Origin of the sequence: Streptomyces sp. NBC_01775 (genome assembly GCF_035917675.1) — a bacterium.
Classification (GTDB): domain Bacteria; phylum Actinomycetota; class Actinomycetes; order Streptomycetales; family Streptomycetaceae; genus Streptomyces.
Map to the genome: position 1 here is coordinate 6,624,453 of NZ_CP109104.1, position 12,601 is coordinate 6,637,053.

14 protein-coding genes and 1 pseudogene are annotated in these 12,601 nt (G+C 71.5%); 7 read left to right on the forward strand and 8 right to left on the reverse strand.

From position 1 onward, the window contains the following. Positions 1-13: 13 nt before the first annotated feature. Entirely contained in the window at positions 14-475 is a 462-nt protein-coding gene (locus tag OHB04_RS29495) for a hypothetical protein (protein ID WP_326690664.1), read from the forward strand. A 46-nt stretch (positions 476-521) separates the two neighbouring features. On the opposite strand, the gene OHB04_RS29500 is transcribed toward OHB04_RS29495, so the two are convergent. After that, the gene (locus OHB04_RS29500; protein WP_326690665.1) at positions 522-788 is read right to left on the reverse strand and encodes a YciI family protein; all 267 of its coding nucleotides are present in this window, start codon (positions 786-788) and stop codon (positions 522-524) included. Between the two features lie 23 nt (positions 789-811). Between OHB04_RS29500 and OHB04_RS29505 the strand changes: the two genes are divergently transcribed. Then, complete coding sequence (locus OHB04_RS29505; RefSeq protein WP_326690666.1) at positions 812-1,528, forward strand: Crp/Fnr family transcriptional regulator; 717 nt, start codon at positions 812-814, stop codon at positions 1,526-1,528. A gap of 377 nt (positions 1,529-1,905) precedes the next feature. Here OHB04_RS29505 and OHB04_RS29510 read toward each other — a convergent pair whose 3' ends face one another. Further along, a complete protein-coding gene (locus OHB04_RS29510) occupies positions 1,906-3,177 on the reverse strand; it encodes an MFS transporter (RefSeq protein ID WP_326690667.1) in 1,272 nt (423 codons plus the stop codon). A 17-nt stretch (positions 3,178-3,194) separates the two neighbouring features. On the opposite strand from OHB04_RS29510, the gene OHB04_RS29515 reads away from it, so the two are divergent. Together OHB04_RS29515 and OHB04_RS41965 are read left to right on the forward strand one after the other, a co-directional pair. Further along, positions 3,195-3,719, forward strand: a complete 525-nt coding sequence (locus OHB04_RS29515) for a CGNR zinc finger domain-containing protein (protein WP_326690668.1) — start codon at positions 3,195-3,197, stop codon at positions 3,717-3,719. Positions 3,720-3,794: 75 nt separating this feature from the next. Further along, the gene (locus OHB04_RS41965) at positions 3,795-4,142 is read left to right on the forward strand and encodes a zinc finger domain-containing protein (protein WP_442814976.1); all 348 of its coding nucleotides are present in this window, start codon (positions 3,795-3,797) and stop codon (positions 4,140-4,142) included. Positions 4,143-4,278: 136 nt separating this feature from the next. Here OHB04_RS41965 and OHB04_RS29520 read toward each other — a convergent pair whose 3' ends face one another. Further along, positions 4,279-5,028 carry an FG-GAP repeat domain-containing protein gene (locus OHB04_RS29520; protein ID WP_326690669.1) on the reverse strand — a complete coding sequence of 250 codons (750 nt, stop codon included), beginning with the start codon at positions 5,026-5,028 and terminating at the stop codon, positions 4,279-4,281. Positions 5,029-5,216: 188 nt separating this feature from the next. Between OHB04_RS29520 and OHB04_RS29525 the strand changes: the two are divergent. Further along, a pseudogene (locus OHB04_RS29525) lies at positions 5,217-5,543 on the forward strand (transposase); the annotation flags it as partial. A 125-nt stretch (positions 5,544-5,668) separates the two neighbouring features. Here OHB04_RS29525 and OHB04_RS29530 read toward each other — a convergent pair. Beyond that, positions 5,669-6,115 (reverse strand): DUF1772 domain-containing protein, encoded by a 447-nt coding sequence (locus OHB04_RS29530; protein WP_326808645.1) that lies wholly within the window; start codon positions 6,113-6,115, stop codon positions 5,669-5,671. 91 nt (positions 6,116-6,206) lie between these two features. Between OHB04_RS29530 and OHB04_RS29535 the strand changes: the two genes are divergently transcribed. Both OHB04_RS29535 and OHB04_RS29540 read left to right on the forward strand, forming a co-directional pair. Beyond that, complete coding sequence (locus OHB04_RS29535) at positions 6,207-6,785, forward strand: TetR/AcrR family transcriptional regulator (protein WP_326690671.1); 579 nt, start codon at positions 6,207-6,209, stop codon at positions 6,783-6,785. Between the two features lie 267 nt (positions 6,786-7,052). Further along, positions 7,053-8,573 (forward strand): MFS transporter, encoded by a 1,521-nt coding sequence (locus OHB04_RS29540; RefSeq protein ID WP_326808646.1) that lies wholly within the window; start codon positions 7,053-7,055, stop codon positions 8,571-8,573. A gap of 58 nt (positions 8,574-8,631) precedes the next feature. On the opposite strand, the gene OHB04_RS29545 is transcribed toward OHB04_RS29540, so the two are convergent. From OHB04_RS29545 to OHB04_RS29560, 4 genes are read right to left on the reverse strand one after another with little or no spacing between them, the layout of a single operon-like run. Continuing rightward, entirely contained in the window at positions 8,632-9,237 is a 606-nt protein-coding gene (locus OHB04_RS29545) for a response regulator transcription factor (protein WP_326690673.1), read from the reverse strand. Then, positions 9,234-10,511: a sensor histidine kinase gene (locus OHB04_RS29550; protein WP_326690674.1), complete on the reverse strand. Its 1,278-nt coding sequence runs from the start codon at positions 10,509-10,511 to the stop codon at positions 9,234-9,236. Before OHB04_RS29550 ends, OHB04_RS29545 begins: the two co-directional genes overlap by 4 nt. 6 nt (positions 10,512-10,517) lie before the next feature. Then, positions 10,518-11,243, reverse strand: coding sequence for an ABC transporter permease (locus OHB04_RS29555; RefSeq protein ID WP_326808647.1), 726 nt, complete (start codon positions 11,241-11,243; stop codon positions 10,518-10,520). Then, complete coding sequence (locus tag OHB04_RS29560; RefSeq protein ID WP_442814977.1) at positions 11,243-12,316, reverse strand: ATP-binding cassette domain-containing protein; 1,074 nt, start codon at positions 12,314-12,316, stop codon at positions 11,243-11,245. The genes OHB04_RS29555 and OHB04_RS29560 overlap by 1 nt, the downstream gene beginning before the upstream one ends. Between the last annotated feature and the right edge of the window lie 285 nt (positions 12,317-12,601).

A 12,601-nucleotide genomic window follows, 5' to 3' on the forward strand; every position in this document is an offset into this window, starting at 1 on the left:
CGGTGCCGCGGCGGTGTCAGCCATCGGGTTCTTCTGGCGTGGTGGTTTCCATTTCCCGCGCCCATCGGCGGCTCCAGGTGTCCAGTGGGCTCAGCGCCTCGACGAGATCCTGGCCGAGCCGGGTGAGGTGGTAGCCGTCGCCGTGCCGGGTGAGGAGGCGGGCGCCGGTCAGCTCGTCGAGCCGGACGCTCAGGCCGGACTCAGCCCGGAACAGCTCCGGGCGACCGCCGACACCGATCCGGCAGCCGGCGCCGACTGGCCGCCACGCCATGCGGCACTGCTCGACGCGGTCGACGAACTGCACGACACGGCGCGGCTCTCCGAGTCCGCCTGGGACGTCCTGCGCGTTCACTACGAGGACGCTCAGCTGCTCGAACTCCTCGTGCTGACCGGCTGGTACCGAACCATCAGCTACCTGGCCAACGGGCTCCTGCTGGAAGAGGAATCCTGGGGCACCCGGTTCCCGACGCGGTAACAATCCCGCACGTCCGGGTCGGCCGCCGCCGGACGCTCGGGCCCTGTCAGCTCAAGGAGCCGACCACCGGTGTCCACTCCCGGACGGCTGCCACTTCGACGCCCGGTGTGCGGTAGTACGGATCGGCGTCCAGGACGCGCTCCAGTTCCGCAGGTCCGACGTCGAACACCAGCAGCGCGCCCGAGTCGTCCGCCCACGGACCCGCCGCGAGCAGCCGCCCCTCCTCGTGGAGCCGGGTGAGGAACGAGCGGTGCGCCGGACGTGCGGCGAGACGCTCCGGGGAGGCGGTGAAGGCCAGCTCAAGGATCATCATGCGGCGGACGATACGGTCGGACGGTGACGAGTTCAGTATCAGCCGATACACCGGCGCCCTGGCGGGCGTTGGCCACCGTGCCGCTGCTGGCCGGATTGCCGGAAGCCCGGCTGCGCATGCTGTGGCGGAACTCGCCGCCTCGCCGCTACCGAGCGGGAGAGGTACTGCGCGGGGCCGGCGATCCGGCGGAACATCTCCTTCTGCTGCTGCACGGCAGGGTGTCGGCCACCCTCGGCACAGCCACCGGCCGGGTCGTCCGCTTCGGTGAGTGGGCCGGGCCCTGCGCGCTGGACAAGGTCGCCGTGATCGACGGCCGCGGACACACGGCGACCCTTACCGGCGTCACCGCCTGCTCCGTACGCGCTCTGCCGCGAGCCCGGTTCGAAGAGCTGGTCGGCGATGCGCCCTCGGTGCGCACCCACGTACTGCGCCTCCTCGCCGACCACGCCCGGCATCACCAGGAGCGCTTCACCGACGCCGCCACCTTGCCCGTCGAGGCCAGATTGGCGAGCTGGCTGCTGGCGCGGACCGCGGCAGCAGCCCAGGCGCGGGTCGAACTGCCGCGTACACAGCAGGAACTGGCCGACCTGCTGGGAACCACCCGGGTGACGGTCAACCGCGCCCTCTCCCGGCTGCGCCGCGACGGCCTGGTCGAGGTCACCCGCCGCACCGCCACGGTGCTCGCGCCGGAGCTGATGGCACTGCGCGCGGCTTCACTCCGGAACAGCCGCGAGGACTGACGGCCCCGGCTGCCGAGGCGTGGGCGCACAGGTGCACCAGACCGTTTTCCCGCCGCCGGGCGCGGCTGCCCCACGCGGTGGCGAGCACATCGACGAGCAGTATCCCGTGCCCCGACTCGGCGTCGTCGGACGGCTGCTGAGGCCCTGTTCTCGTATAGCTACGGCCAGGTGGCGTGCAGCGCTGAGTAACGGTCCGGGCCTCGTTTCCCGCTGCCAGTCGGCTCGTTGAGCTTAACGAGTGATCTCGGCGGGCAAGGGGCGGGGGCGTGAGGCAGGACTGGGAGCCGGAGGACCTGATTGAGGTCTGGACAGAGTTGGGCGCTCGGAGCGGGCGGAGAAGTCGTCCAGCGCCTCCGGGCTGCGCCTGATGTGAAGGGTCAGTGGTCTGAGACGCGTCGGCGGGTGGGGAGTTCCGCCTTGGCCGTGACCGCCAGGGCTACGACGGTCAACAGGGACAGCAGTGCCCAGGCCGGGGTGAAGCTGCTGGTGAGGTCGACCAGCAGGCCGAGCACGGGCGGCACCGTAACGATGGCGATCTGGTTGACGGACATGGCCAGCCCCAGGGCGAAGCCGGTCTTGCCCGGCGGAGCCGCTTCGGTGACGTAGGCGACCCACGGGCCGTACCAGCCGAAGCCGAAGAAGCCGAGCCAGACGAAGACGCCGGAAGCGACGACCGGTGCACTCCCGGCCGGTGTCATCAGCACGGCCAGCCCGGCGATCACGGCGACCATGCAGACCAGCACGATGGCATAGCGCCCGGACCTGCTCCGGTCGCTCCATGCCGCCAGGCAGATCCGGCCGGCAACGCCCGCCCCCTGGGAGGCCACCAGGACCAGGGCCGCCTTCCCGGCGCCGACCGATGACGCCTGGTGGAGGTGGAGCACCGTCAGGATGCCCACGCCGTACTGCACCGAGATCAGGCTGGTTCCCGACAGCATGATCTTCACCGTGGACGGTTCACGGAGCATGCGCAGCCGGGCGCGGAGCTGTGCCGCGAGCCGGTCCGAGGGTTCCTTGTCCTGCGGGGCGGGCAGTGTGGGTGGCCGGCGGTAGCAGCCCATGAAGAGGCCGGCTCCAAGCAACGCGATAAAGCCGCCGGTCAGCAGCGTCGCCCGCCAGCCGAACTCTGCGGCGACGAGGGGGAGTACGGCCGAGGCGAGCGCCGCCCCCAGCGGCAGCCCAGCCTGCCGGATACCCATGGCGAAGCCGCGCTGTGACGTGCCGAACCAAGACGCCACCGACTTGCTCCCGCCCGGCTGGACGGTGCTGTATCCCATGCCGACCACCAACAGCGCGACCAGCAGGGCCGTGTATCCCGGCGCCAGGCTCCCCGCGCCCAGAGCCAGCCCGACCGCGCCGGCCCCGATCCCGACCACCCAGCGCTCGCTGTAACGGTCCAGCAGCTCGCCCGCCACCAGCAGCCCGGCCAACGGCACGAGCTGGGCCGCCGAGACGAGCAGGCCCAGTTGCGCCGTACTCAGGTCCAGGGCGCGCTGAAGGTGGACGCTGAGCGCTCCGAGGCCGCCCACGAAGAAGCCGGACGCAGCCTGCGTGAAGGTGGCAATGCCCAGCACGATCCAGCGATAGCGCCACGGGTCGCGGACCTGGGATCCGGCGCGTCCGGCGGTTTGTTGTGTCACGCCGGCCATACTGTTGTAATGGCCTTATGCTACTCAACCCTTACGGCGAGGATGCGGTGAACCTGGCCGCGGAGCTGGCCAACCGCCGGCCTGAGAGCGCGGATGAGCTGGCGGACCGCTGCTGCGACGCCGGGCTCATGATGGAGCGCCCGGTAACAGCGGACGATCTCGGCCGCGCCCAGGCCGCACTCGACGCCTGGGAGAGGGTCGTCGACGCCGCAGGGGAGCAGGAGCGCGCCGATCTGCTGAACCGAATGCTGGCCGAGGCCGCCGCCTACCCGCGGCTGACCACCCACCCCGGTGCCGACTGGCATCTGCACTATCGGGACGCGCAACAGCCGCTCGGCTCCGTACTGTTCACGCTGTTCGCGGTCGGCACCGCATTCCATCTGGCGGGCCGGGGCATGCACCGGCTACGGCGCTGCGAGACGGCTGAATGTGACACGGCCTTCGCCGACACCTCGCGCACCGGACGACAGCGCTACTGCTCCCAGCGCTGCGCCAACCGCGACGCCGTCCGCAGGCACCGGGCGCGGGCCGCGATCACCTGACCAGTTGACGACCCACGTTTCATAGGTGACCACTCATGAAACAGGCGCTTGCCCGGCCGCTCACCTGCGGCGACCATGTTTCATGAGTTGTTGCAAAAGACTGGAAGCCTGAAACATCCTCATCAAACGCTCCGGTGTGTGACCGACGACTTCACGCGCGTGGAAGCCCACGACTGCCCGACGTCCACCTGCGCCGCCCCCGCGGGCTCGCCCTGCCGCACCGGCAAGGGCATGGTGGCCATCCAGTACCACACCGCCCGCTTCCGCCTGGCGCCCCACCTCGCTGAGGAGTTGGAGGCCAGCGACGTAGGGCCAGCACCCCTCACCCGCCACCGTCATGCGGATGCTGCGCGAGCACGACGAGCAGGCGATCGGCGTCTGATGTTCCAGCGAGCCAAACGAACCCCTGAGCCTAACCGATAGCTACACACCACCTGGCCGTAGTTATACGAGAACAGGGCCGCTGAAGCGTGGGGCGGGGGCTTGCTCGGGTGCGTGGGGGCCGATACCGAAGTGCCGCCGCCGGTCCTGGGACTCGGCGGCGGCACCCGGTAAGAAATTACGCGCAGGGCTTGTAGAACTGCTTCCAGCCGTCGCTGGGCATGGACGGCGGGTCGGAAAGCGCCCCGGCCTCGCCGTACTTCAGGAAGTCGTCGTAGTTGAATTCGCCCGGACCGTTGTCCGACTCCGACAGGCGCACGTCCCGGTCCAGCTGCCCGTCCCCACCGTTGTTGAGGATCGCGAGGTCCGGGTACTCGTCCTTGTTGAAGTTGGCGACCCGAAGCTCCTTGGCCTCGCCGTGCTCTCCGATGTCGGAGTGCCGGGAGTCGGCGGAGCCCAGGTCCGTCCGGTTGACCGGGCCGGGGCGGTATTCCGCGAGGCGCGCGTTGTTGGGGTCGTCGCCGTCGGCCGGCTCGACGATGTTGACGACCAGGTCCAGGGTGCCGTCGTTCTGGAAGTCGGCGACGGCGGCTGTCGCGACCTCACCCTTCTTCGCGCCGAGAAGGTCCTTGACAGCGACCTTGTCACCCCACCCGCCGCTGTCGGTGCCCCACCGGATCGTCATCTTGGTGCCGGTGTGCCCAGGGTTGCTGATCATGTCCTGGTTGCCGTCACCATCGAGATCGCCGAGCAGCGTCGTCGCGTCGGTCAGGCAGGTGGCCTCTGCCTTGGTGGCGTTGCCGGCCTTCGCCGTGCTGTCCGAGGAGGACGACTCGGCCGCCCCCGCCTGGAAACCGGCGACAGTCAGGCCCATGGTGGCGGCCACGAGAGAGGAGGCGATCAAACGTGAGCGCCGTGTGCGAAGCATGAATGTTTTCCTTTCCGTTGTTACTGCGAGGTGAGATGCGGGCGCTGCCACGGGAGTTCACGCCCGGTTCGTCGTGTTACGTGGCCGTGACATTTGAGGGGAGGGCGGCGGGAGGGCGCACGCTCGCCGTGCTGAGCAGGGTTCGCGCCCCTGAAGGTCAGCTTCCACCGGCCTTCACTTCCCATTAGGCGTACTCCTCCCGCGGCAACCGCGCCCACCTGCGCAGGCGGGGCATCAAGGCCGTCATCCCGGAGAAACGGGGCCAGGCCGCCAACCGGAAGCTGAAGGGCCGCGAAGGGGGACGCCCCGTCGACCACGACGCCGAGCTCCACAAGGAGAGGAACACCGTCGAGCGTCTGATCAACAAACTGAAGGCGTGGCGGGGCATCGCGACGCGCTACGGCAAGACCCCGGAAAGCCACCTCGCCGGGCTTCACCTGCGTGCCTCGGTGATCTGGATCAAAGACCTCACCCGAACCAGAGCCGAGAGCCGCGCAGGTGATCGAGGGGCGTAGCTTGTCGGGATCGCAGGTGTGGACTCTCAGCGGCAGCCGCATGCCCGGGCGTCGGGATTTCGGTGGCCCGCTGCCGCCCGGGGAGCGGGGATTGTGCGCCACCGGCGCCGCGCCGGCCCGCGGGCTCAGGTGAGGGCGGTCGCCAGGCAGGCGAAGGCGGCGATGATGACGGCGACGCGGACGTAGTGCCAGCGGTCCCAGCGCTTCATCTGCTCCTTCCAGCCGGCCGGCCGGCTGCCGGCGGTCCACGTCTTGACCCGGTTGTTGATCGGGACGAGCACCAGGATCGACATGAGCACGCTGACGATCAGCAGCGCGCCGGCGGTCACGACGAGGCCGGTGCCGTCGTTGTCCCATCCGGCGACGGCCCAGACCCCGACGAGGACGAGCGAGCCGATGTACCAGAACGGCATCACGGCGCCGCCCAGTCGGGCCCCGTGGACGCGGCCACGCAGGCCGTTGTCGCCGGGGAGTGCGTTGAGGATCGGGTTGCTGAAGAGGGGGACGGAGGACTCCACCCCCACCATCACGCCGACGACCACGATGGTGACGACCTCAAGTGCATTGAGCATGATGACCCCTCCTGGGATCTAGCGCTGCTAGACGATGACGCAACGCTATAGCTTCTGTCGCTCGATTGTCTAGCGATGCTAGGATCGAATCATGTCGGTACAGGAACGCAAGCAGCGCGAACGGGTCAGCCGCGAGCGCCTCATCGTGGCCACGGCCCGCGAACTCGCCGAGCAGCAGGGCTGGGACGCGGTCACCACCCGGCGGCTCGCCGAACGCATCGAATACAGCCAGCCCGTCCTCTACAGCCACTTCCGCGGCAAGCGCGAGATCATCGGCGCCGTCGCCCTCGAAGGCGCCGCCGAGATGGCAGTGGCGATGCGGGCCGCGACCGCCGCCGCCGACGGCCCCCGCGCCCGGGTCACCGCGCTGGCCCGTGCCTACCTCGCCTTCGCCGAACGCCATCCGGCGGTCTACGACGCCCTGTTCCAGCTCGACGGCGGCCTGGCGTACGCGCAGGAGGACACCCCCGAACCGTTGAAGGACGCCTTCGCCGCGCTGCTGGAGTGCCTCAGCGAGGTCGCCGGGGACGGCGTGCGCCCGGAGCTGTTCACCGAGACGTTCTGGGCGTCCCTGCACGGACTGGCCACCTTGACCAGAGCGGGACGGCTCCCGCCGGAGGACACCGAGCGCAGGACGGAGCTGCTGGTGGACCGGCTCGCCATGCTCTGACGCACCGTCCCGGATGGCACACGGCCGGGGTCCTCGGGTCCCGCTGCCTGCCTGCGGCATCGCTTCCGGTCACTCGCGCCCGCACGGCGCAGCCGCAGATCGCCGGCCCCGTACCCCAGACGGGCACCCGCCCCGGAAGCTGCGGTGCTCATTGATCACGCCTCGATACGCGCCATAGGGCGCTCAGCCGCGCCCTGGGTACGCGCGGGCGCCGAGGGCGGGAAAACCCCAGAGAGCCTCCAGCGGTGCGGTGCGACGATGGTCGCCATGGCGCAGACCTCCGCCGGTACCGGCATACCCAGCACGCTCGACGCCTCGTCAAAAGCCCGCCTGTGGGCGGTGGTCCTCGCCGCGTGTGCCGGGCAGTTCCTCGTCGTGCTCGACGTCTCCGTCGTCAACGTCGCCCTGCCCTCGATGCGCCGGACCCTCGCCCTCTCGGAGTCGGGGCTCCAGTGGGTCCTCAACGCCTACACCCTCACCTTCGCGGGCCTGATGCTGCTGGGTGGCCGGGCCGCCGATCTGTTCGGGCGGAAGGCGGTGTTCCTGACGGGGCTGGCGCTGTTCACCGCCGCCAGCTTCGCCGGCGGCCTCGCGCAGGAGCCCTGGCACCTGCTCGCCGCGCGTGGTGTCCAGGGCATGGGCGCCGCGATTCTGGCGCCCGCCACCCTCACCTTGTTGACCACCTCCGTCCCGGAGGGATCCGCCCGGACGAAGGCGGTCGCGACCTGGTCGGCGGTCGGCGCCGGGGGCGGCGCGGCGGGCGGGCTGGTGGGCGGGGTGCTCACCGACACGCTGTCCTGGCGCTGGGTGCTGCTGATCAACGTCCCTGTGGGGGCGCTCGTGCTGGTGGCGGCGGCCGTGTGGCTGACCGAGAGCCGGGAGACGAGGGTGCGGCGGCTGGACGTGCCGGGCGCACTGCTGGTCACCCTCGGCCTGGGCGCCGTCGCCTACGGGATCGTGCGGACGGACACGGCGGGCTGGACGGCGCCGAGTGCGCTGGGCCCGCTGTTCGCCGGGCTGGCGATGCTGGGGCTGTTCGTCGCGGTGGAGGCCCGCTCGCACGAGCCGCTGGTGCCGCTGCGGCTCTTCCGCCGCCGCGCGGTCTCCTCCGCGAACGCGTCGATCTTCATCAACGGCCTGGCGACGTTCGCCATGTGGTACTTCCTGTCCCTCTACACCCAGAACGTGCTCCACTACACCCCGCTCCAGGCGGGCTTCGCGATGATTCCCCACTCGCTGAGCATCGTGCTGGGCTCCAAGTCCGCCCCGTATCTGATGGCGCGGATCGGAGACCGCGCGCTCGCCGTCACCGGCACGGCGATGGCCGGGCTCGGCTACGTGTGGCAGAGCTCCGTGCACACGGGCGGCGGCTACGCGGCGACGATCCTGGCCCCGGGGGTGCTGATGGCGCTGGGCGCCGGGCTGGCCGCGACCCCGCTGGCCACGATCGCGACCGCGACGAAGGACCCGGGCGAGGCGGGTCTGCTCTCCGGGCTGTTCGGCACCGGGCGCACGATGGGCGGCGCGCTGGGCCTGGCCGTCCTCTCGACGGTCGCCGCGGCGCGGACCGACGGCCACGAGAACCCGGTGGCGCTCGCGGACGGCTACGGCACGGCCTTCCGCACGGGTGCCGTCGTGCTCGCGGCCAGTGTGCTGTTCATGCTCTTCGCCCTGCCCCGGAGGACGGAGCCGGAGACCGTTGTCGGGGAGGTCGGGGAGGTCGGGGAGGTCGGGGAGGTCGGGGACGTCGAGGGGACAGCCTCCGAGCCCGCCCGCGCCACCGAATGAGCCACCCCGAATGAGCCGCTGCGGCCAGCTGTTCCGGGCTGCCGTCGGCCGATCCGGACTACAGCCAGCCGTTCTGGCGGGCCGTGCGCACGGCCTCCATCCGGTTGCGGGTGGAGGTCTTGCCGATCGCCGCGGACAGATAGTTGCGCACCGTCGCCTGCGACAGGTGCAGCCGCCCGGCGATGTCCGCGACGGTGGAGCCGTCGGCCGCGGCGGACAGCACGTCCCGCTCGCGCGGCGTCAGCGGGTTGGGCCCGGCACTCAGCGCGGCGGCGGCCAGCGCCGGGTCGATGACCCGTTCCCCCGCCAGCACCCGCCGGATCGCCCCGGCCAGCTCCTCGACGGGCCCGTCCTTGACGAGGAACCCGGAGGCGCCCGCCTCCATCGCGCGGCGCAGATAGCCGGGCCGCCCGAAGGTGGTGAGGATCAGCACGGCGCACGAGGGCAGCCGCTCGCGCAGCTCGGCGGCGGCGTCCAGACCGCTGCGGCCGGGCAGCTCGATGTCCAGGAGCGCGATGTCCGGCTCCGCCTCCAGCGCGGCGGGCACGATCTCGTCGCCGGAGGCGACCTGGGAGATGACCTCCATGTCCTCCTCCAGACCGAGCAGCAGGGCGAGCGCGCCGCGCATCATGCCCTGGTCCTCGGCGAGTAGGACCTTGATCACCGGCCGGCCCCCTCAACGGTGCCGACATGTGTGCGCATGGGATCCTCCGTGTCCACGGGCAGTTCGGTCACGACCCGGAAGCCGCGCCGGCCATCGGGTCCGCTGTCCAGGGTGCCTCCGGCGGCGGCCAGTCGTTCGGCCAGTCCCTTCAGCCCGTTCCCGCCGCCGACGTTCTCCTCATGGGGGCCACCGGGCCCCACGGGACGAGGTCCGGGGGCGCGCCCGTCGTCCGTGACCGTCAGCCGCACCCGGTCATCGGCGGCCCGCACCTCGATCTCGCAGCGCGAAGCCCCGCTGTGCCGCACGGTGTTGGTGACCGTCTCGCGGACGACCCAGCCCAGCAGCGCCTCGGCCTGCGGCGCCAGCGGCGGCCCCGACTGACGGACGACCGGCTCCATGCCCGCGGCCTCCAGCACCGAGCGCGCCCGCTCCAGCTCGGTGCTGAGGCTGCCCTCGCGGTATCCGGTCACCGCCTCGCGGATCTCGGTCAGCGCCTGCCGGCCGACCGCCTCGATGTCGGCGGCCTGCCCCAGCGCGGCGTCCAGGTCGCGGGAGGCCAGCCGCCGCACGGCCTCGGCCTTGACCACGACCACCGAGAGGGTGTGGCCCAGCAGGTCGTGCAGGTCGCGGGAGAAGCGCAGCCGCTCCTTCTCGACGGCCGTCCGCGCCAGCTCCTGCCGGGTCGCGTCGAGCTGGCGGACCGTGTCGAAGAGGCTGAGCACGGCCGCCGTGACCATGCCGGAGACGAACGTTCCGTAGCCGACGCCCCAGGCGCTCCAGCCGTCACTTCCGGCGCCGTGCTTCCAGCCGGTGATCCAGCCGGCGGCGCCGCTCAACGCGATCAGCCACAGCGCCAGCGGCTTGCCCCTCAGCTGCCGGACGGTGCCGGAGGCGAGGGAGAGCAGCGGGAAGAACATCGTCCAGGTGTCGCCGTAGCCCACCGCGACGGCGAAGGTGACCGCGGTCAGCCCCGCCAGGCCCAGCAGCGGCGCCGTGGTGTCCTTGCGCCGGGGGTCGAAGGCGGCGAAGACGACGAAGATGTAGAGCGAGTTGAAGGCCAGCAGCGCGAGGCCGCCGATCCAGGGGTTGCCCGCCTTGCCCTGGAGGATGTTGGAGAACGCGCCCACCCCCATGATCAGCCAGGGCAGGAAGGTGTACTTGCCCGGCCCCTTGCCCACCTCGGCCCGCTCCCTGGCGCGCTCGGCCGTCCGGCAGGCGCGCTCCTCGGCCTTCGTGGGACTCTCGGCCCACTTCATCCACGACGTGACGTCCATGCCCGCTCACACCTCCCGTGCCGCTCGACGGTACGCGTACACGGCATAGGAGCCGAAGGCCGCCAGCCACGCGAGCAGCACCAGTACCGTCGTCGGGCCCGGCAGGTGGCCCTCGGTGACGCTCCAGCCCAGGTCGGCGAAGCGGTGGGCCGGTGTCCAGCCCGACAGCTCCCGCAGCAGGCGGGGGAAGGCCACCGAGGGGAACCACAGCCCGCCCAGCAGCGCGAGCCCCAGCGTGCAGCCGGTGTTGACCAGCCCGGTGGTCTGCGAGCTGAGGCGGTACCCGTTGCCCAGGCCCAGCAGGGTGAAGGGCGCGGTGCCCAGCCACAGCAGCACCACCAGGGCCACCCACTGCCAGGCCGCCAGCCGCACCCCGTTGACGACGGCGCCCACCAGCAGAACGGCGGCGATCGCCGGCAGCACCGTCACCGAGCTGGTGATGCCCCGGCCGACCACGGCCTTCGTGGGGCTCAGCGGGGTGATCCGCAGCTGGCGCAGCCAGCCGAGCGCCTTGTCCTCGGCGACGCCGTTGCCCGAGCTGAGCGCCGCGCCCAGCGCGCCGTAGGCGGCCATCGAGACCATGACGCCGACCCGCCAGTCGTCCTGTCCCCCCGAGGCGGCGCCGATGTGGGTGAACAGCACGTACATCAGCACCGGCATTCCGATGCCGAAGATCACAAAGCCCTTGTCCCGCAGCGTTCTGCGGACCTCCAGGAGGATGTAGTCCCGCATCACGCGTCCTTCCGCTCCACCATGGCCGTGTCCGAGCCGTCAAAGGTGCCCGGGCCCGAGGTCAGCGCCAAGAAGGCGTCCTCCAGGCTGGGCCGGGCCACCTCCAGGCCGCGTACGAGCCCGAGCCCGGCCAGCGCGAGCACCGTCGCGTCGGAGTCGGCCGAACGCAGCCGGGCCCGGCCGCCGCGCACCTCGGCCGAGACGACACCGGGCAGACCCGCGAGGTCCGGCCTCCGTTCTTCCTCGGGCACGTCCGGCCCCGACCCCGGCAGTCCGTCCGGCCCCGATCCCGGCAGGCCGTCCGGCGCCGTGGGCAGGTCGAAGGCGACGAGCGCGCCGCCGCCCGCGCCGCGCCGGATCTCCTCGCCGCTGCCGTCGGCGACGACCCGGCCCCGGTCGATCACCACTATCCGGTCGGCGTTCTCCTCGGCCTCCGCCAGGTAGTGGGTGGAGAACAGCACCGTGTTGCCGCGCTCCGCGTAGCCGCGCATCGACTGCCAGAAGGCGCGGCGCGCCTCGACGTCCAGCGCCGCCGTCGGCTCGTCCAGGACGATCAGCTCGGGGCTGCCCGTCAGCGCGATGGCGAATCGCACCCGCTGCGCCTGCCCGCCGGAGATCCGGTCGATCCGGCGCGCGGCGAGGGAGGCGATCCCGGCCAGCTCCAGCGCCTCCTCGACGGGCATCGGAGCCGGATAGGTGGAGGCGACGAACGAGACCAGTTCGCGCACGGTGACCCGGGGGACGGGCCGCCCGTCCTGGAGCATCGCGCCCACCAGTCCGGAGCGCACAGCCGCCTCGGGCTCGCTCCCGTAGAGGGAGACGGTGCCCTCGGTGGGCGGCAGCAGGCCCAGCAGCATGGACAAGGTGGTGGACTTGCCCGCGCCGTTGCGGCCGAGCAGCGCCACGGTCTCGCCGCGCCCGATGTGGAGGTCCAGCCCGTCGACGGCCCGCACGGGGCCGTAGGTGCGCACGACCCGGGTGCAGGCCACCGCGCTGGTGGCGGGGGGCTGTTCGGGGTGCCCGGAGCGCTCGGGGCGTCTGAGGGCCGTGGAGTTCCGGCTCGCTGTCGTCATGGTGAAGACGCTACGGAGCACGCCCCTGGCCTCGGCAGATACGAATGTGGAGGGTCGGCAGGGACAAATGTCACGGGCTGCGGGCGCTCAGCGCTCAGCGCTCAGCGCTCAGCGCTCAGCGCTCAGCGCTCAGCGCTCAGCGCCCGAGCTTGCGACCGGGGAGGCATACGCCCGGCCCACCCACCACAAGAAGGGGACGAAACCCCGGCGCCGTCCATCCAATGATGCAGCGCACGATCCTTCGGAGGGCTGACGAGCCGCTCTCCTCACCGTTCCTACGATGAA

Bases quoted from the DNA above. Each gene is read 5' to 3' on its own strand.
- OHB04_RS29500 (WP_326690665.1), bottom strand. From the start codon at position 788: ATGATGATCCTTGAGCTGGCCTTCACCGCCTCCCCGGAGCGTCTCGCC.
- OHB04_RS29510 (WP_326690667.1), bottom strand. From the start codon at position 3,177: ATGGCCGGCGTGACACAACAAACCGCCGGACGCGCCGGATCCCAGGTC.
- OHB04_RS29515 (WP_326690668.1), top strand. From the start codon at position 3,195: ATGCTACTCAACCCTTACGGCGAGGATGCGGTGAACCTGGCCGCGGAG.
- OHB04_RS41965 (WP_442814976.1), top strand. From the start codon at position 3,795: ATGTTTCATGAGTTGTTGCAAAAGACTGGAAGCCTGAAACATCCTCAT.
- OHB04_RS29520 (WP_326690669.1), bottom strand. From the start codon at position 5,028: ATGCTTCGCACACGGCGCTCACGTTTGATCGCCTCCTCTCTCGTGGCC.
- OHB04_RS29530 (WP_326808645.1), bottom strand. From the start codon at position 6,115: ATGCTCAATGCACTTGAGGTCGTCACCATCGTGGTCGTCGGCGTGATG.
- OHB04_RS29535 (WP_326690671.1), top strand. From the start codon at position 6,207: ATGTCGGTACAGGAACGCAAGCAGCGCGAACGGGTCAGCCGCGAGCGC.
- OHB04_RS29540 (WP_326808646.1), top strand. From the start codon at position 7,053: ATGGCGCAGACCTCCGCCGGTACCGGCATACCCAGCACGCTCGACGCC.
- OHB04_RS29550 (WP_326690674.1), bottom strand. From the start codon at position 10,511: ATGGACGTCACGTCGTGGATGAAGTGGGCCGAGAGTCCCACGAAGGCC.
- OHB04_RS29555 (WP_326808647.1), bottom strand. From the start codon at position 11,243: ATGCGGGACTACATCCTCCTGGAGGTCCGCAGAACGCTGCGGGACAAG.
- OHB04_RS29560 (WP_442814977.1), bottom strand. From the start codon at position 12,316: ATGACGACAGCGAGCCGGAACTCCACGGCCCTCAGACGCCCCGAGCGC.